General features: G+C 60.3%; 9 protein-coding genes. 1 reads left to right on the top strand and 8 read right to left on the bottom strand.

The features are described from left to right. Positions 1-359: 359 nt before the first annotated feature. The gene (locus HU739_RS14490) at positions 360-7,325 is read left to right on the top strand and encodes a TcdA/TcdB pore-forming domain-containing protein (RefSeq protein WP_225922735.1); all 6,966 of its coding nucleotides are present in this window, start codon (positions 360-362) and stop codon (positions 7,323-7,325) included. Between the two features lie 80 nt (positions 7,326-7,405). Here the strand turns inward: HU739_RS14490 and HU739_RS14485 are convergent, their stop codons facing one another. The 8 genes from HU739_RS14485 to prmA all read right to left on the bottom strand — a co-directional run bounded on the left by HU739_RS14485 (position 7,406) and on the right by prmA (position 17,742). Continuing rightward, positions 7,406-8,002 carry a MarC family protein gene (locus HU739_RS14485; protein WP_025111770.1) on the bottom strand — a complete coding sequence of 199 codons (597 nt, stop codon included), beginning with the start codon at positions 8,000-8,002 and terminating at the stop codon, positions 7,406-7,408. 63 nt (positions 8,003-8,065) lie between these two features. Then, positions 8,066-10,843, bottom strand: a complete 2,778-nt coding sequence (locus HU739_RS14480) for a hybrid sensor histidine kinase/response regulator (RefSeq protein ID WP_186547501.1) — start codon at positions 10,841-10,843, stop codon at positions 8,066-8,068. A gap of 99 nt (positions 10,844-10,942) precedes the next feature. After that, positions 10,943-12,238 (bottom strand): phosphoribosylamine--glycine ligase, encoded by a 1,296-nt coding sequence (purD, locus tag HU739_RS14475; RefSeq protein WP_186547499.1) that lies wholly within the window; start codon positions 12,236-12,238, stop codon positions 10,943-10,945. Positions 12,239-12,393: 155 nt separating this feature from the next. After that, positions 12,394-14,001 carry a bifunctional phosphoribosylaminoimidazolecarboxamide formyltransferase/IMP cyclohydrolase gene (gene purH, locus HU739_RS14470; RefSeq protein WP_186547497.1) on the bottom strand — a complete coding sequence of 536 codons (1,608 nt, stop codon included), beginning with the start codon at positions 13,999-14,001 and terminating at the stop codon, positions 12,394-12,396. Positions 14,002-14,084: 83 nt separating this feature from the next. Then, on the bottom strand, positions 14,085-14,405 hold the full coding sequence (fis, locus tag HU739_RS14465) for a DNA-binding transcriptional regulator Fis (RefSeq protein ID WP_003221275.1): 321 nt from the start codon (positions 14,403-14,405) through the stop codon (positions 14,085-14,087). After that, complete coding sequence (gene dusB, locus HU739_RS14460; RefSeq protein ID WP_186547495.1) at positions 14,402-15,412, bottom strand: tRNA dihydrouridine synthase DusB; 1,011 nt, start codon at positions 15,410-15,412, stop codon at positions 14,402-14,404. Before dusB ends, fis begins: the two co-directional genes overlap by 4 nt. Before the next feature lie 185 nt (positions 15,413-15,597). After that, positions 15,598-16,833, bottom strand: coding sequence for a DUF3426 domain-containing protein (locus HU739_RS14455; RefSeq protein WP_186547493.1), 1,236 nt, complete (start codon positions 16,831-16,833; stop codon positions 15,598-15,600). Between the two features lie 30 nt (positions 16,834-16,863). Then, positions 16,864-17,742, bottom strand: coding sequence for a 50S ribosomal protein L11 methyltransferase (prmA, locus tag HU739_RS14450; RefSeq protein WP_186547491.1), 879 nt, complete (start codon positions 17,740-17,742; stop codon positions 16,864-16,866). Between the last annotated feature and the right edge of the window lie 112 nt (positions 17,743-17,854).

The following is a 17,854-nucleotide window of genomic DNA, read 5'->3' as shown; positions in this document are numbered from 1 at the left end:
CAAATTGAAGCCGCGTTCCGCTCTTGAACGCGTTTTCTTTTGTTCTGGAAATAATCCGCAATGCACATAAGTTGCAAGATCGTTCGTTGAACTGGCGCAGTTGTTGTAACGTGTTTCTCACGTAATCAATTGAGTCGTTTGCTGTTTGAAATGTGGTTGATGGCGCAATAACTTGGTCCGGACTTTAATTCAGATCAAGGGCGAAGTTCATGGCGGTTAAAAGCACGGATGTGCAGCAGTTCAATACTTTTTCGATAGAGGATTACTCGGCGCTGAAAAAGGAATTCCAGGCGTTTGCTGACACTGTCGAGTACAGGTCGCTGACTGCGCTGTTTGAAAGTTTGTCTCAGCCAATAACCATGGCCGATAAACTTCGGGCGCTCAGCCTGTTTCGGGAGAGCCTCGAGTTATTGTTATCGCGCATGACATCGCCCGTGCCGCCGGCGGTCAATAAAGTGCGAAGCGAATTGCAGGACTCCATTGCTCGCCTGTCTGCAACGCTGGATATTCTCGCTGACGCCCCCCGGCCAGTGCCAAAAATCATGCATTTCGTCTGGGTTGGCGGCAGTCAAGTGGGCGCTATCCAGCGCGATTACATGAACATCTGGCGCCGGCTGCTGGAACCTCAGGGTTACCGGTTCAACCTCTGGTATGACAGCGATGCGTTGCTGGCTTTTGAAATGAATCGGGTGATTCATGATAGCGCGCGAGCCCATGCGATGGAGTCCGGAGGGGATAAGGTGAGCCGGGCAGATGTGCTGTCGCAAATGATCGAAGACCGCGCACGGGTATTGAAACAGCAGATGTTTGCCTACTTGCAGCACCCCCGCTGGCAAGGCAAGGCAGACCAGGCCCGGATTGATTTGATGGTGCGCGCTTACGGCAAAGACCGGGCAACCCTTGAAGCCTTCCGCCAGCAGTGTTTGCAGACTCATCAGGCGATGATCGGTAACGACTTGCTGCTACGCGATGTCCGTCACGAATTCCCCGGGCATTTTTTAGCCGATGTCTATCAACGCGAAGTGGCCATGCGCGGCAACTTTGCGGCGGCGAGCGATGTTGTGCGGTTGCAAGCCTTGTATCTGGAGGGCGGTCGTTACAGTGACATGGATTACTTGCCGCCGCTGGCTGAAAAACCTGGCGATGTTGATATCAGTGGGTATGACGAGAAACAGCGACTTGGTCTATTGCAGCTTTTACTTAACCACGATGAGACATTGATGCCGGGTCGTGATCGTCTGCGCTATGCCGATCGAACGGATACCTTGCCTAGCAGGGACAAAGATGCGCTTCTTGCTTTTGCCCGTGGTAAACCAGGCATCGAACAGATATTTGTCGCGCCGGTTGATGTGTTCAGTCCTGCCCATGGTTTGCGTATGGGTACTCAATTTGATAGAGAAATGAATGCTCATCTATTGGCGCAGCCGCAAAGCGGCATGACGCTCGCTGTGATGGAGTTGGTCCGGTTTAATTATGATTGCCTCGATGCTGTGCAACATTTGGCTACCGCGTCAGCGGTTGATTGGTCGCAGACCGATGGAATGCTCGACGTTATAGAAAAGGTGATGAGCGAGAAAATCGAGAAAGCGCAACTTACCTATACACGGCAGCAGTTTCTCGGCAAGTTGGGCGAGGCGATTATCGGTTACTACCGTGACGGCATTCGCATTGGCGCACGAGGCACTATCGCTCTTACGGGACCTGGTGCGGCGATTACTGGCGCAAAGAACTTTATAGAAACCCATCTTCTGCCGCGCGATGAAGTCTACATTCAAGAACACTTGAGGCTGGCTGATGGTTATAACGTTCAGACCGAAGAGGAGTTGATATCTGGCTGGACTGTCAATGCCGACGAAGATCAATGGCTGGTCAACGAGCAGGAAAAATGGCAAGCCGGCAAACTCAAGTCTCGCTATGCCGGTCAGTTGGCAGAGTTGTTGAAGCAGCAGACCCTCATCTTTAAACAAGGCTGGCCCGTCATCGAAGGCAAACCGGTGCTGCTGACAACGGTGCTGCAACAACTGACGGATCAGTTGGGTGAGCCTTTCATTCACGCCATGACCGAGAAGCTGAGTGGCGATATCCGCTTTGATAAAGCCATTTCCATCGGCTTCGATGTTCGTGAGCAGATCCTCGCGCAACCGCAAGGCGAGCTGCCGGTTTCTCATGGTGCCGAGACCGCGAGCAATGTCAACGAACTGCTCACCCAAATGGCGGGAGGCAAACTGACCGAGCAACACCTCAGCCCGCGGCAGCGTGTCATGCTCGGCGCAATATTCGCGGCCGACAGTCTGGATGCCGCAGGTTTTGCCGGCGTCTGGCAAGCGGCCGTGGACCTCGCCCGGCGCACCGAAACCGGCGGCTTGTTCGCCCGCTACAACGCCATCGAAAGCCTCCTCCGTCAGGGCAAATCACCGATGTTCGAGGCCGGGCTTGCCCGAGGTCTGGCGTCCGCTACGCAAACGGCACGAGAGCTGAAGGTGCGTGCCTTGAATGAACCGCTCACCGTGCAGCAGTGGGGGGAGCGCATCGGGCAGATCAACCGCACCGCGCAGCGCGAATACCACCGGCAAATTTTCAAGCGCGGCGGGCAGGTGCGTGAAGCCCTGTTCAAGGCCGGTGCCGTTTCCGCGCGGCAGGTGCCCCAGGACCTGTTGATGATGACCTCTGGAGATCCGGGCCGGCGTTGTTATCCGCTGGCCTTGCTGATGGCCGCGGCACTGACCGCCGGTGATTCCGCCGAACGCGCAGTGATCGGCCGGGTGGCGAATGCCAGCCTGATGCCGGACGACGCCGATGCGCGCGCGCTGCTGCTGGCGCTGGATGAGCTGCAGACCACCGCGTTCGATGACATCGGCCAACCCCGCGGCACCCAGGATTTGCACAGCGTCACGCAGACGCTGGAAGGTAAGGCGGCGCCGGCCGTTCTGCTGCTCGACACCGGCAATCACGCGCTGCTGGTGGCTAAAGTCATACTGGCAGACGCCACGGTTTATCGCGTGTACGACCCTAATTTTGCGCTCTATGGATTTACCTCGGTCGAGCAACTGCAACAAGGCATGCAGGCCAGCCTCGGCGCTAATCAGAATGAAATCGCCAGGCTTTATGGACTGGCCGATGCGAGCAATCCGTCATTCAATGTGATCGAGCTGAACACCACGGCGATTGCCGAAAAAGTCCTGTCGTCGAACCTGCGGGTTGACCGGTTCCTGCAGAGCACTCCCGCCACGGACCTGCAAACCACGACCGTGTGGGAGAAGCAGGCTGTCGCACGGACGCGCTCGCTTGACGGTAACTCGCGGATGGGCCAGAGCCTGGCGCAACTGGATGCGCGCTATTGGGCCGGCGAGTTTGATCAGGCCACCCGGCAATTGCGCAGCGAACACGCCGTCGGGCCGGAATATCTGCCTCTGCTTGAGACCGTCAAGGTTGCAGATGATGGCGGCTACAGCGTGACACTGGTCGACTCGCGCAACCCGCTCAATACCCTTGAGGTCGTGACCCGAGACGCGCGATTCAGCCGTTTAAAAAAACACCTCGGTCAACTGATCAACGCCGTGGCGGGTAAGCCAGGGGGCGCGGGGGAGGCCGACGGTGGCAGCCGCTTGAGTTTTGCCTTTGCGATCCAGGCGTTGATCACTGAAATGCGTCTTCGCGATTATCAGGGCAGTGACGGCCCGCCGGCCTTGGCGGTCGCCCTTCAGGTTCAGGTGTACGTCGGTTATGCGCAACTGGGGTTTGGCGTTGCCAGCGACGTGGTGCAGATCGGCCGGTTGGTGCGTCAGGTGGTGTCCGGGGAGCAAGCGTTGCGCCAGGCTTCTCTGGCCGGGCGGCTGGCGGCGCGTGCCGCTACGAGTATCGGCGTAGCCTTTTCCGTTGCCAATATCGGCTTCGATATCTACAACCTGGCGCTGGCCGAAAATCACGAGCAGCGTTCGCGGTTTTCCACGTCGCTGGCTTTCAACGTGGCCGCACTGGGCCTGGATGTGGCCGCACTGGCTGTGGGCGGAGCAGTGGGTGCGGTGGCGGCATCGTTGTCGATACCGCTGCTGGGTATCGGCATTGGTGCGACCGCCATCGCCAGCAATCTGGGGCAGATCATGGACAAGGCTGCGGGCATTGGCAGGCTGCTGTCCGAAATTTATTACGCTTACCAACTTTCCTACGAGTCCAGCGGATCAGTCCTGCAGTTTCCGCCTCAAGCGGTGATCACCGAGCTAAACCTGCTGAACAGAAGCGTCAAGTTCGATGGGCAGAAGTTTTATCCCTGGAAGGGCGGTCCACTGGAGTCACCGAAGTTCGACAGCGATCCGGCTAACCGACACAACTCGATCAATATCCCCCGTGCATTCCAGTGCCCCGCAGTCGGCAGCGTCTGGGGCGCTTTGCCCGAAGCTGTCGTGCTGCCATGTTCGCCAATTTGCTATTACGGCTATGAATATCAGCTGGGCAGCGCCGGGTACCCACCTCTTTCTGTCACCCGCTATCCGCAGTTGCACGACAGGCTGGCGCAACAACTGGAATACGACGCCCACGGCAACCGGGTGTTCTATCTGTTCAGCACGCCGAATCTCCCACAAATACTTTACAAACTGTTCCCGGGCTATATGCCCACGACCGTCAAGGTGCAATTGGCCGAGCCAGTACGCCAGTTGGTGGTTCCGGATTTGCCGCCGGAGTGGAAGGCAAAGATTTCTTACGAGGTGATCGCGCCGCAAGGGCAATACCATATCCGCCTCACGCCAGGCCTGGTGGCCGTGAACTTTGACCAGGCACACGGCTGGGAACAAGTCACCTGGACGGTGCAGGCGCTCTGGGTGCGGGTGGCGCAAATCCGTTTCGTTGAAAAGCCAGCGCAAAGCATCGATAGCGCGCCGGAACTTCGGGTTGATGGTATCGCGCTGAACAAATTCGATGGTTTTATCGAACTGACCGAAGGGCTGTTCCGGATCGACTGGCTGAGCCGCAGCCTGCACCTTGTCGCCATCACGCTCGACTATGCAAAAGACTCGGAAAAAGCGTCGGCTCAGGTCGGTTCTGCGGGCCAGACGCCCAGCGCAATCCCCTCATCCGTTCTGCTCTACCTGCGCGACCAGGTGAAAAACAAGCGATCGATCCCGGCTTATGTGCCGTTGCTCAAATTCCGGGTGCCGTTCAATTCAGCGAGTCAGCCGGTCTTCACCACGGCTTATTACGACACGGCAAGGGATCGGTTGCTGTATGCGCGCAATCTGCCCAAGGACATCAATGAGGGCTTGATGTTGGGAGGCGTGAGCCCACGCCATGCATGGTTCTATCATCCGGACCGTGCAACCGTCTGGCGGGTCGACGTGCTCACCGGAACTGTCGTGCAGCGCTACCGTTTGAAGAATCCGCGGGAAGGATCAACCATTGTCGAATGCCGGCAGTCTGCCGATGGCACGTTGCATGTCTCGCAAAAGCTTGCAGGGAGCGATCTCTATGGCGTGACCACCGTTGAATACCGGATAACCGAGCAGGCTGTTGAGCTGACCGGCTGCAAAGTCAGGTTCTCGTCAGAGAACTATAGTTTCCAGCCGCAAGCAGCACTTCGATACATTGATGTCCCCTTTGAGGATGCAACGGCGGGCAACACTGCGCAAGTCAGCGAATGGTCCTATGCGCCGTTCATAGTCGTCGAAGGCTATGCAGGATCGCGGTTGTGGGACCGGGCCTGGATCAACATAAGGACGGGCAAGCGTTGCCAGGCCGAGCATGACCTTGGCTGGCCCGAGGACATGCAGATCCTGACCCCGTCGGACCTGCAAAACACTGCGGTGCTCTTCTACAGCAAACAAGACCAGACCATCAGTCGCGGTATCGAACCCCGTGTCGGCTATTTCGAGAACGTGGTCATCGAACGCGATGTGGTCGAGATTACCCAGACCGACAAACACTACATCGCCACCAAGGCTGACGGTCGACTGTACGAGATCGACATTCTCGACGTGCCTCCTGCTGCCTCTATACCGGATGCGGTTGCACTTGAATACGGGATACCTCCTCTCACTATCAGGAGCGACGAACAATGGCGCGACCGCAAGGATAACCCCGGCATCCTCAGATTCGCGGGAGTGGGTCAGCATTGGCTTGGCCGCAATCCTGACTGGCTGAGTGCGCTACCTGCGCTGGCCAAAGAATACAAAGCGTCGCCATTCCCGATCATTGGCCTGAGCGGTGTCAGCGGTGATGTTTTCCTGGCCGCGTGGTGCATCGAGGAGAAAGTCGCGCTGGCCGATCTCGGTCACGCCAGGGAATTATCGCTACTCGGTCTGACGCCTGACAGAGACGCGGTCTGGTTGCTCGATGTGACAGCGGGGCAGCTTTATCGCCAGCCGCTGGTCAACATCGAAGCGCTGCGCGGGGCTTTCGCGTCGGGTCATCGACTGCTCGATTCCGGGCAATTGGTCAAGGCGCAGAAGGTCTGGCCGCAATGGGCTTTTACTCAAGTGCAACGACAGGGCGAAGCATTGATCGCGCAAACCCGCGACGGCGTGAACCTGCAGTTGCTGGATAACCAGCCTGCCAGGATCATCGGCGTGGAAAACCGTTGGTCGTCGATGCCTGAGCAGACTGAGGAGCAATTGCGCGCACGCTTGAGAACCCTGCTGAGCGGGCATGATCACGCGCCGGTCCTGCAAGTCGAGCGCTTTGCTGACCGCTACGCCTACTACGTTGCGGAGCTTGATCATCTGTTCGTTCTCTCGGGTCGCAGCGACGGGCAGTGGGCGGTTTTCCTCGGCACGCGCGGGGCTGAATCTCCGCTGCTGTTCGATCCGGCCGATCAATTGATTTTCAGCGCAGATCCGAAAGAACACGTCTGGCTGCCGGAAAGTTATACGCATCGCGACGAAGAGGTCATGGCACTAGAGGTGGGCGATGACCTCACAGAGGTCTCGACATTGCTGCCCGAAGGCATCGACACGCTGCTGCTGACCTACGGTGCGCAAACGGTCGGTTACCGGATTTCGCAAGAGGACTGGCAGCGTCTGGCGTGCATCGTGGTCGATGTGCGGCGTCCCGGCGCGGCGGCAACGACAGAACCCTGCCTGCTGGATCTGGGTTTGGAGGCGTGCGGGCACTGGCTGCTGTCGCGGGTCGAAGCCAATGTGGTTCTCACCGATCCGGACACCGGGCGCAGTCTGATCGTGCGCAACTTTACTGCGCAGGACTCACTGGAAATGGCCGTCGGCATCGCCGGTGAAAAATTCATCTTCGCACTGGCTGACGGGCTGAAGGCCTTTGCAACCGTGCGCGGCGATGAATCGATCGCCAGCCTGGCAGCGGTGGTGCAAGCGCTGCGCTGAGGTCTCGTGCACTGCTCGGCAAAACGCCGCGAACGTTTCCGTTTGCGGCGTTTGGTTTCGGCGTTGCGCTGTGCCAGCGCTCAGGGCACCAGATAGCCCTTCACACCGGTAAAGATGATCTGCGCCGCCAGCGCGCAGACAAACAACCCCATCAAACGGCTGACAATCTGCAAGCCCTGGTCACCGAGAATCCGTTCGATACGGTTCGACAAATACAGCACCACGCCCACCGTGAAACTTGCCAACGCAATACTCATGATCGCGGTGAGTTTATCGTCCCAGTGCGGCTGGCTGACGCCCATCACCAGCAGTGCGCCGATGGTGCCGGGGCCCACCGTCAACGGAATGGTCAGCGGCACAATGGTCACGTCCTGCTGCACATTGTCAGCCTGCACCGCCGGTTTGCCCTGGGCCATGCCCAGCGCCGAAATGAACAGCACGCTGCCGGCGCCGATGCGAAACGCATCCACGGTGATGCCGAACACATCGAAAATCACTCGCCCGAACAAATACAGCAAAACGCTTGAAACCAGGGTTGCCACCGCAACCTTCCAGGCCAGGCGCCGTTGCTCCTTGCGCGAATACCCACGGGTCAGGCTGATAAAACAGGACAGCACGAAGAACGGGCTATAGAGCACCAGCATCTTCAGGTAAACGCTGAACAGCACGTGAAGCATGATACGAGCTCACTGGCGAGGGACGTCGTGGGGAGTCTATCAGGCGCTACGGGGTCTGTCGGCTCAGGTCGGTTGCGTGGTAGTCCGATTCTGCTGATCGCGCTGCGCGACCCAGTGTTCGATCAGCTCGCGCAATTGCGACAGCTCTACCGGTTTGGACATGTGTCCGTCCATGCCCGCTTGACGCGCGCGTTCCTTGTGTTCGGCAAGGATGTGCGCCGTCAACGCGACGATCGGCGTGCGGATGCGCTGGTTGCTGACTTCCCAGGCCCGCAGCTGCTGGGTCGCGGAGAAACCATCGAGGATCGGCATCTCACAGTCCATCAGCACCAGATCGTAACGCTGGGCCTTCATCGCTTGCAGCGCCTCTTCACCGTTGCTGGCGGTATCAGGTTGCAAGTTGAGCTTGCCGAGCATGCCGCGAATCACTTTGGTCGAGATCGTGTTGTCTTCGGCGACGAGGATGCGGAAGTCGCTCGGCACCTTGGCGGCGGTGGCGGCCGTGACGACTTGCGGCTGGAACACCACCTGACCTTTGTTGCGCTGGTTGAGCTCATCGGCGAGGGTGGTCTTGAGGGTGTAGCCGGCCACCGGTTTGGCCAGAATGCGTTTGATCCCCGAATTGCGCGCGATGATCTTGCTCGGCGCATTGCTGATGCCGGTGAGCATGATCAGCAGAATGTCGTGGTTCAGGCTCGGGTCTTCCTTGATCTTGGCTGCGAGCTGCATGCCGGTCATGCCGGGCATGTTCTGGTCGAGCAGGACCACGTCGAAATAGTCGCGCAGGTGCGCTTTGGTGCGCAGCAGCGCCAGCGCTTCCTTGCCCGAAGGCACGGCGCTGACATTCAGGCCCCAGGCGCTGCATTGCTGCACCAGCACTTTACGGCAGGTGTCGTTGTCGTCGACCACCAGCACCCGTGCGCCTTGCAGCGGGCTGTCCAGATCCGAGGTCGGATGCTCCAGGCGGTCCGGGTCCAGCGGCAGGGTCAGCCACAAGGTGCTGCCCGCCGTGGCGCCGCTCTTGATGCCGAACTCGCCGTGCATCAGGCGAATCAGTTGCCGGGCAATCACCAGCCCGAGATTACCGCCCAGGCGATTGGCCGAAAGAAAGTGTTTGCTGTGCAACTCGGCGTGCATCAGCGCATCGCGTTCTTCCGCTTCCATCGGCACGCCGCTGTCCTGCACGGCGATGCGCAGACGCGGCTTGCTGCTGCGCTCATCGAGGGCGACGACGATCAGCACTTCGCCTTCGTCGGTTTTTTTCAGGGCGTTTTCCAGCAGACTCAGCAGGGTCTGGCGCAGGCGCGTCGGATCGCCGCTGATCACACGCGGCACTTGCGGCTGGATAAAACTGATCAGCTCGACATTCTGCTGCTCGGCCTTGGCCCGGTAGATGCTCAGGCAGTCGTCGATCAGGGCGTTGAGGTCAAACTGTACGTCGTCCAGTTCGATCTGCCCGGATTCGAGCTTGGAAATATCGAGGATCTCGTTGATCAGGGTCAGCAGTTCGTTGCCGGCGCTGTGGATGGTTTGTACGTAGTCGCGTTGCTTGACCGAGAGCGGCGTGCCGAGCAGCAACTCGGTCATGCCCAGTACGCCGTTCATCGGGGTGCGGATTTCGTGACTGATCTTGGCGAGGAATTCGGCTTTGGCGTTGATCTCTGCATTGCTCGCGGCGAGGTCGCGGCTGATGCTGAAGCGGCTTTCGGTGATGCTGCGCTGTCGCTCGCCGAGAGCGATGCTCATCAGCAGGCCGCTGATGCAGATGAACACCATCAACGTCATGATCAGGCCTTGCGGCGCGACCAGGGTCAATCCCAGCAACGCCGGAAGGATGATCAGCGTGCCGATGTTGAACACCACCATCGCCGCGACGAACAGACGCGCCGGCCGGTAGCCTTTCTGCCAGTGGTAGAACCCCACCAGCAACATGCTCAGGCCTGCCAGCGCCACCAGCGCATAGGTGATGATGTTCAGCGGCAGTGTGTTGACGAACAGCAACAGCAGGCTGCACGTCACGATCAGCACAATGTCTGTCAGCAACAGCTTGTTCAGCGGGTGCGGCCCGAGCGGGGAGAAGAAACGCAAGGCGAACATCAGCCCGGCCGGGGCGGTCAGCAGCAACGCCAGATAGGCGCCGGGTGTCTGCAAGGCATGCCAGTTCGGCAACCACGGCCCGGCCAGATTGAGCAACAGCAGCAGACTCAACCCGAGCAGACCTTCACAGACCGCCAGCCACAGGCTGCTGCGCGAGCGGGAATAGGCGTAGCGCACCAGATTGTGCAGCAACAGCATGCCCAGACAACCGAACAGCAGGCCGAAGATCAGCGTCTGGGTCTGATTGGCCGCGCTGATTACCGCAGACTGCAGGGTAATGTGCGGGCGCAACTGATGGTCGGAGACCATGCGCAGATAAACGTCGAGGGGTTTGTCGCTCAGCGGCAGCGGCAGCATGAAGTCGCTGCTCGGCAGAGGCCGCTCAGCCTGTGGCTGGTCGGTGCCGGTGTTGCGTTGCTCGATCAGTTTGTCGCCGTCGAGCACGTAGAGATTAAGTTGTGACAGGTCAGGGGCAAAGATGCGCAGCACCTGTTCGTGCTTGCCCGGTGCCAGCCTGAAACGCAGCCACAAGGCCCCCTCGGGTTCGGCCGCCGTGAGGCGCTCAAGATCGATGGGGCTGAATTGATTGGTGTAGCGAGGGGAGCGGATATCGCTCAGTTGCAGGCTGCCCTGATCGTCAAGCAATACCGACCAGCCACTGCCTTGGGCGGCCTGGGCCGGGAGCATGCAGAGCAGGGTCAGCAAAGTGACGGTGAAGCTTATGGCATTCCTGAGCCAGCGCACGGCGAGATCCCTTCGTAGGTTGAAGCCAGAATATAACGATGCGCGGCGGCGGAACAGCCCAGCGAGCAATGGCATTGCGCGCCGGGCGAGGTGGACAGCTTATTCCTGGATTTCGCCACGTTCACGGGCAATGGCGCGGTAGCCGATGTCCTTGCGGTAGAAACAGCCTTGCCAGTCGATGGCCGCCGCGAGCTTATAGGCTTGCTGCTGGGCTTCGCTGACGCTTGCGCCCATGGCGGTGGCGCAAAGTACGCGACCACCGGCGGTGACGACATTGTCGTCCTTCAATGCGGTACCGGCGTGGAAGACTTTACCTTCCAGATTCGCGGCAGCCTCCAGGCCGTTGATCGCTGCGCCCTTGGCGTAATCGCCCGGGTAGCCGCCAGCGGCCAGCACGATGCCGACACTCGGACGCGGATCCCACTGTGCTTCGACTTTGTCCAGCGCTTGTGCCAGCGCGGCTTCGACCAGCAAGACCAGGCTCGATTGCAGACGCAGCATCACCGGTTGGGTTTCCGGATCGCCGAAGCGGCAGTTGAATTCGATGACCTTCGGATTGCCCGCCTTGTCGATCATCAGACCGGCATAGAGGAAACCGGTGTAGACATTGCCTTCTTCTGCCATGCCACGCACGGTCGGCCAGATCACCAGGTCCATCACGCGCTGATGCACGTCGGCGGTGACCACCGGGGCAGGGGAGTAAGCGCCCATGCCGCCGGTGTTCGGGCCGCTGTCGCCGTCGCCGACGCGTTTGTGATCCTGGCTGGTGGCCATCGGCAGGACGTTCTTGCCGTCGACCATGACGATGAACGAAGCTTCTTCGCCGTCGAGGAATTCTTCGATGACCACGCGTGAACCGGCATCGCCGAACGCATTGCCGGCGAGCATGTCACGCACGGCGTCTTCGGCTTCGGCCAGGGTCATGGCAACGATCACGCCTTTGCCCGCAGCCAGACCGTCGGCCTTGATCACGATCGGCGCGCCTTTTTCACGCAGATAAGCCAGGGCCGGCTCGATCTCGGTGAAGTTCTGGTAATCAGCGGTCGGGATCTTGTGACGGGCGAGGAAATCCTTGGTGAAGGCTTTCGACCCTTCCAGTTGCGCAGCGCCGGCGGTCGGACCGAAGCAGTCCAGGCCACGGGAACGGAACAGATCGACCACGCCAGCGACCAGCGGCACTTCCGGGCCGACGATGGTCAGGGCGACGTTTTTCTCGGCGAAGTCGGCCAGTTGCTCAAGGGCGAGTACGTCGATGGCAACGTTTTCGCACTTGGCCTCAATCGCCGTACCGGCGTTGCCCGGCGCAACAAAGACTTTCTGCACGCGCGGATCCTGAGCCACTTTCCAGGCCAGGGCGTGCTCACGGCCACCGCTGCCAATGATCAAAACATTCATTTCAAAAACCTCGGATGACGCTAATTCTGTGGAGCACCGCAAGAGATGCTTTTTGTAGGAGTGAGCCTGCTCGCGATTGCGGTGTATCAGTCAATGTTGCTTTGACTGATCGGTTGCTATCGCGAGCAGGCTCACTCCTACAGGGGATCGTGTGCTTAGTGACGGAAGTGGCGCATGCCGGTGAACACCATGGCGATACCGGCTTCATCGGCAGCGGCAATCACTTCAGCGTCACGCATCGAGCCGCCCGGCTGGATCACCGCAGTGATACCGACCTTGGCCGCGTTGTCCAGGCCGTCGCGGAACGGGAAGAACGCATCGGAGGCCATCACCGATCCGGCAACCTGCAGACCGGCATGCTCAGCCTTGATTGCAGCGATGCGCGCCGAGTTGACGCGGCTCATCTGGCCGGCGCCGACACCGATGGTCTGGCGGTTCCTGGCGTAGACGATGGCGTTGGATTTAACGTATTTGGCAACTTTCCAGGCAAAGATCAGGTCGTGGATTTCCTGTTCGGTCGGAGCGCGTTTGGTCACGACTTTCAGGTCATCGGCGCTGATCATGCCGATATCGCGGCTCTGTACCAGCAGACCACCGTTGACGCGCTTGTAGTCCCAGGCAGCAGCGCGGTCAGCCGACCACTCGCCGCAGGCCAGCAGGCGCACGTTGGCTTTGGCCGCGACGATGGCGCGGGCTTCTTCACTGACCGATGGCGCGATGATCACTTCAACGAACTGACGCTCGACGATCGCCTTGGCGGTCTCGGCATCCAGTTCACGGTTGAAGGCGATGATGCCGCCAAAGGCCGACTCGGTGTCGGTGGCGTAGGCCAGTTCGTAGGCCTGACGGATACCGCCTTCGGCGTCCGGGCTGACAGCGACGCCGCACGGGTTGGCGTGCTTGACGATCACACAGGCTGGCTTGACGAAGCTCTTCACGCATTCCAGCGCAGCGTCGGTGTCGGCCACGTTGTTGTACGACAGCTCTTTGCCTTGCAGCTGGGTCGCGGTGGCGATGCCGACTTCGGCAGGTTTGGCTTCAACGTAGAACGCCGCGCTCTGGTGCGGGTTCTCGCCGTAGCGCATTTCCTGAGCCTTGATGAACTGGCTGTTGAAGGTGCGCGGGAATTCGCTGCGACCTTCGGTGGTCAGGGTTTCGGCCGCCTGATTCACGGTGCCCATGTAGTTGGCGATCATGCCGTCGTAGGCGGCAGTGTGTTCGAAGGCCTTGAGCATCAGGTCGAAACGCTGGGCGTAGGTCAGGCCACCGGCCTTGAGGTTTTGCAGGACATCGGCGTAATCGCTGGCATTCACCACGATCGCTACATCTTTATGGTTTTTTGCTGCGGAACGGACCATGGTCGGGCCGCCGATATCGATGTTCTCGATGGCGGTCGGCAGGTCGCAGCCTGGCTTGTTGATGGTGGCTTCGAACGGATAGAGGTTGACCGCCACCAGATCGATCGGCTTGATGCCGTGCTCGCTCATGATCGCGTCGTCGATACCGCGACGACCGAGGATGCCGCCGTGGATTTTCGGGTGCAGGGTTTTCACCCGACCGTCCATCATCTCGGCGAAACCGGTGTAATCCGCGACTTCCACTGCGGCAACGCCGTTGTCGCGCAGCAACTTGAACGTTCCGCCGGTGGAGAGGATCTCGACGCCCAGGGCTTCAAGCTCCCTGGCGAATTCGAGGATCCCGGTCTTGTCGGAAACGCTGATCAAGGCGCGGCGGATCGGCAGGCGGGTAGTCTGGTCGGTCATCTCAATTTCCATCAAAAGCAAAGGAAGTCAGCAAAAAAGGCGACCGTTTTTTACGCGGGCGCCTTTCTGGTTTGATTGAATGCTTACAGCAGATCGTACTGCTTGAGTTTCTTGCGCAGTGTGCCGCGGTTCAGTCCCAGCAGCTCACTGGCCTTGGTCTGATTGCCCTTGACGTAGTTCATCACGCTTTCGAGCAGGGGCGCCTCGACTTCGGAAAGCACCAGGTTGTACACGTCCGTGACGGACGCGCCCTCAAGGTGGGCGAAATAATTGTGCAGCGCCTTCTCGACACTCCCGCGAAGGGTCTGGCCTTCTTCGCTCGGCGTATTGAGGTGCTGTTTCAAATTCACGTTGTCGCTCACGGGTGCTGTTCCACTCACTAAAGTCTCGGTCATCATCGTCATGCGGCCACCCCTTCTTCGTCCCCTGTCAGGCTCTTGTAACGCTCGGCGAAGAACTCCCGAACGTTGGCGCATTGTGTTTCCGTACCATCCAAACGATTGAAACGGGCGCGAAACTCCCTGGCGCCCGGCAAGGTTGCGAGATACCAGCCCACATGCTTGCGGGCAATGCGCACGCCCATCACGTCCCCATAGAAGGCGTGAAGGGCGGCCAGATGCTCAAGCAGAATGTGTTCCACTTCGATCAGCTCCGGTGCCGGCAATTGCTCGCCGGTACGCAGGAAGTGCTCGATCTCGCGAAAAATCCATGGCCGCCCCTGGGCGGCACGGCCTATCAGCAGGCCATCGGCACCGGTCGCGTCGAGCACGTAACGGGCCTTTTGCGGCGAATCGATATCGCCATTGGCAAACACCGGAATCGACACCGCCTGCTTGATCGCGGCAATCGTGTCGTACTCCGCTTCCCCTGTGTACAGATCGGCGCGCGTGCGGCCATGCACGGCCAGCGCGGTGATCCCGGCCTGTTCGGCGATTTTCGCCACGGTCAGGCCGTTTCTGTTGTCGCGATCCCAGCCCGTGCGGATCTTCAGGGTGACCGGCACATCGACTGCCGCCACGACGGCCTGCAGGATCTCGGTCACCAGTGCTTCGTCTTTCAACAACGCGGAACCGGCGGCCTTGTTGCAGACCTTCTTTGCCGGGCAACCCATGTTGATATCAATAATCTGCGCGCCCAGCTCGACGTTCGCCCGGGCCGCATCCGCCAGCATCTGCGCATCGCCACCGGCAATCTGTACCGAGCGTGGCTCGGGATCGCCTTCGTGGATCATGCGCATGCGCGACTTGCGGGTGTTCCACAAGCTCATGTCGCTGGTGACCATTTCCGAGACGACAAGCCCTGCGCCCAGACGCTTGCACAGCTGACGAAAGGGCTGATCGGTGACGCCCGCCATCGGGGCGAGAATCAAGCCGTTCTGCAATGTGTATGGGCCGATGCGTACCGCCGACATAGGACTTCCCTGAAGTGGGGCCGGATCATGAGAGTTCGAAAAAGGGTTGGCATGATACCCGCTCTCGATGACTGGTTAAAGGCTCAATTGAACAAAATCTGAACAGTTATTCCGTTATCGCCAGCGGTTTGGTTGCATGGGGTGCAGTCAGAAAACCGCCGTCAATCCGGAGCCGGTCCAGCCGTTCACTCGGGCGAGTGGAAGCTCAGGCTGTAATTCACCGCTTTCGGGCCTGGATCGAGAATATCCAGCGCGATGTGGATCGGTGTTTGCGGCGGCATTTCCGCCAGGCCTTCCAGATCGCCGCTGAGGTATTCGCCGGGCTTGAAGCGGCGACTGGCGATCAGGTGACCGTTGAGATCGGCAAAGCGTAGCTCAAGCAATGGAAACGGTTGGGAGAATGTGGCGCGGTTGTAGATGATCGCGTCGACCACCAGCGCCCCGCTGAACTCGGGATGGCTGCGCACCACCAGGTTACTGCTTTTGATTTTGGCGATGTCGACCTTCGATGGCACGGTGCAGCCGATCTGCGGGCAGACCTGCTGGAACCACGGGCGGTATTGATCCTGGCGCGCCAGTTCGTCGAAGTGATAGGCGATGTACTGGCCGGCCAGCGCGCCGGCTGCCAGTACGACCAGCACCAGCCAGAGCAGGCGCCGACCCCACGGCGAACGGCGTTTCTGCCAGTCCAGTTGCAGCGGGTCGTCGGTCAGGTCTTGCAGCACTTCGGCGCGGACGCCGGGCTCGGCGCGACCGCGTTTCTTGCGCTGCGGTTCGATCGCGGGCAAGTCGTCGTCTTCGTCGGCTGACAGGCGCTCGCGACGGGCGTTCGGATCGATCGGATCGTGCAGGCGCAGTTGCGGGATCGCCGGCTCGTCATCCAGGTCCACCGGCTCCAGCGACAGCGAGGGTTCCGTGCGCGCGGATTTGACCGGCTCGATCTCGACCGCCGGCGGGGCGTTGTCGAGGTCTTGCGGACGTTCGTTGGCAGGTTCGCTGAACAGGCTGTCCGGCCAGACGGCTTCGTCCGGTTCCGGACTGTCGCGGCGGGCGCTCAAGGCGTCTTCGCGCGGGCGGCCGAATTCGCTGATCGGCTGGATCTCGCGTTGTTCGAGGCGGGCGAGTTCCTCGTCCAGATCTAGGCTGTCCAGGTCCAGCTCCGAGGCACTCCATTGCTTTTGGCTGATCGCCCGCGGTGCGGCTGTGTCGACGGCCGGCGATTGCGCTGCCGGAACGGGTTGGGCTACCGACGGTGCCACCGGATCCTTGCCGGCGTGTTGCTCGAGCAACTGCCTGGCAGCGTTGAACACTTGCAGGCAAGAGCCGCAGCGAACCACCCCGCGGGCCACGCTCAACTGAGCATGGTTGACGCGGAAGCTGGTCTGGCAATGCGGGCACTGGGTGACGAAACTGTCGGTCATGCGGCGATCCGGTTCAGGCAAGCGGTCATTTTAGCGCCGACGCCCGGTGATGCGCACCCAGCCATCGCGATTGGCAATCGGGTCGAGGTCGAAGTCCTGCGCATAAGCCGCCGCGACCTCTTCGCCCTGCTCGGCGAGGATGCCGGACAGTGCCAGGCGCCCGCCAGACTTGACCAGGCTGGACAGTTGCGGCGCCAGGGACACCAGCGGGCCGGCGAGAATATTGGCGACCAGCACGTCAGCCTGAACCTGCGGCAGATCCTCCGGCAGGTACAACGGGAACAACTCGTCGGCGATGTTGTTGCGCCCGGCGTTATCGCGCGAAGCTTCCAGCGCTTGTACGTCGATGTCGGTGCCAACGGCTTCTTTAGCGCCGAGCAGCAGCGCGGCAATCGCCAGAATCCCCGAGCCGCAGCCGAAATCCAGCACGTTGCAGCCTTTCAGGTCCTGACCGTCAAGCCATTCCAGGCACAGTGCCGTCGTCGGATGGGTGCCGGTGCCGAACGCCAGGCCCGGGTCCAGCAGCAGATTGACCGCGTCGGGTTCCGGCGCGGCGTGCCAGCTCGGCACGATCCACAGGCGCTGGCCGAAACGCATCGGCTCGAAGCCGTCCATCCAGCTGCGCTCCCAGTCCTGGTCTTCGATGACTTCGCTGTGGTGCTCGGGCAGCGGGCTGCCGGTCAGCAGTTCGAGGTGGGCCAGGACCGGCGCAGCTTCGGTGCCGCCCTCGAACAGGGCCAGCAGATGAGTGTGCGACCACAGCGGGGTGGTGTTGAGTTCCGGCTCGAAGATCGGCTGGTCTTCGGCGTCCATGAACGTCACCGAGACGGCGCCGACTTCAAGGAACGCGTCTTCGTAGGTTTCGGCTTGTTCCGGAGTGATGGCGAGACGGACTTGCAGCCAAGGCATGGCGGGCACCTTTGAAAAAACTGTGGGGCAGCCCGAAGCTGCAAAAGCGCGCAGTTTACGCCAGGTCGCCGGCAAAGTGGACACGGCCGTTTACTGTTACAGATTCCCTGGT

This window comes from Pseudomonas hamedanensis (genome assembly GCF_014268595.2).
Taxonomy (GTDB): domain Bacteria; phylum Pseudomonadota; class Gammaproteobacteria; order Pseudomonadales; family Pseudomonadaceae; genus Aquipseudomonas; species Aquipseudomonas hamedanensis.
The sequence above is the reverse complement of the archived record's forward strand: the minus strand, read 5'-3'. Positions and strand labels throughout refer to the sequence as shown.

What these genes read in the sequence shown, in the direction of transcription:
- HU739_RS14490 (WP_225922735.1), top strand. Translation starts at nt 360, where the DNA reads ATGGCCGATAAACTTCGGGCGCTCAGCCTGTTTCGGGAGAGCCTCGAG.
- HU739_RS14485 (WP_025111770.1), bottom strand. Translation starts at nt 8,002, where the DNA reads ATGCTTCACGTGCTGTTCAGCGTTTACCTGAAGATGCTGGTGCTCTAT.
- purD (WP_186547499.1), bottom strand. Translation starts at nt 12,238, where the DNA reads ATGAATGTTTTGATCATTGGCAGCGGTGGCCGTGAGCACGCCCTGGCC.
- purH (WP_186547497.1), bottom strand. Translation starts at nt 14,001, where the DNA reads ATGACCGACCAGACTACCCGCCTGCCGATCCGCCGCGCCTTGATCAGC.
- fis (WP_003221275.1), bottom strand. Translation starts at nt 14,405, where the DNA reads ATGACGATGATGACCGAGACTTTAGTGAGTGGAACAGCACCCGTGAGC.
- dusB (WP_186547495.1), bottom strand. Translation starts at nt 15,412, where the DNA reads ATGTCGGCGGTACGCATCGGCCCATACACATTGCAGAACGGCTTGATT.
- HU739_RS14455 (WP_186547493.1), bottom strand. Translation starts at nt 16,833, where the DNA reads ATGACCGACAGTTTCGTCACCCAGTGCCCGCATTGCCAGACCAGCTTC.
- prmA (WP_186547491.1), bottom strand. Translation starts at nt 17,742, where the DNA reads ATGCCTTGGCTGCAAGTCCGTCTCGCCATCACTCCGGAACAAGCCGAA.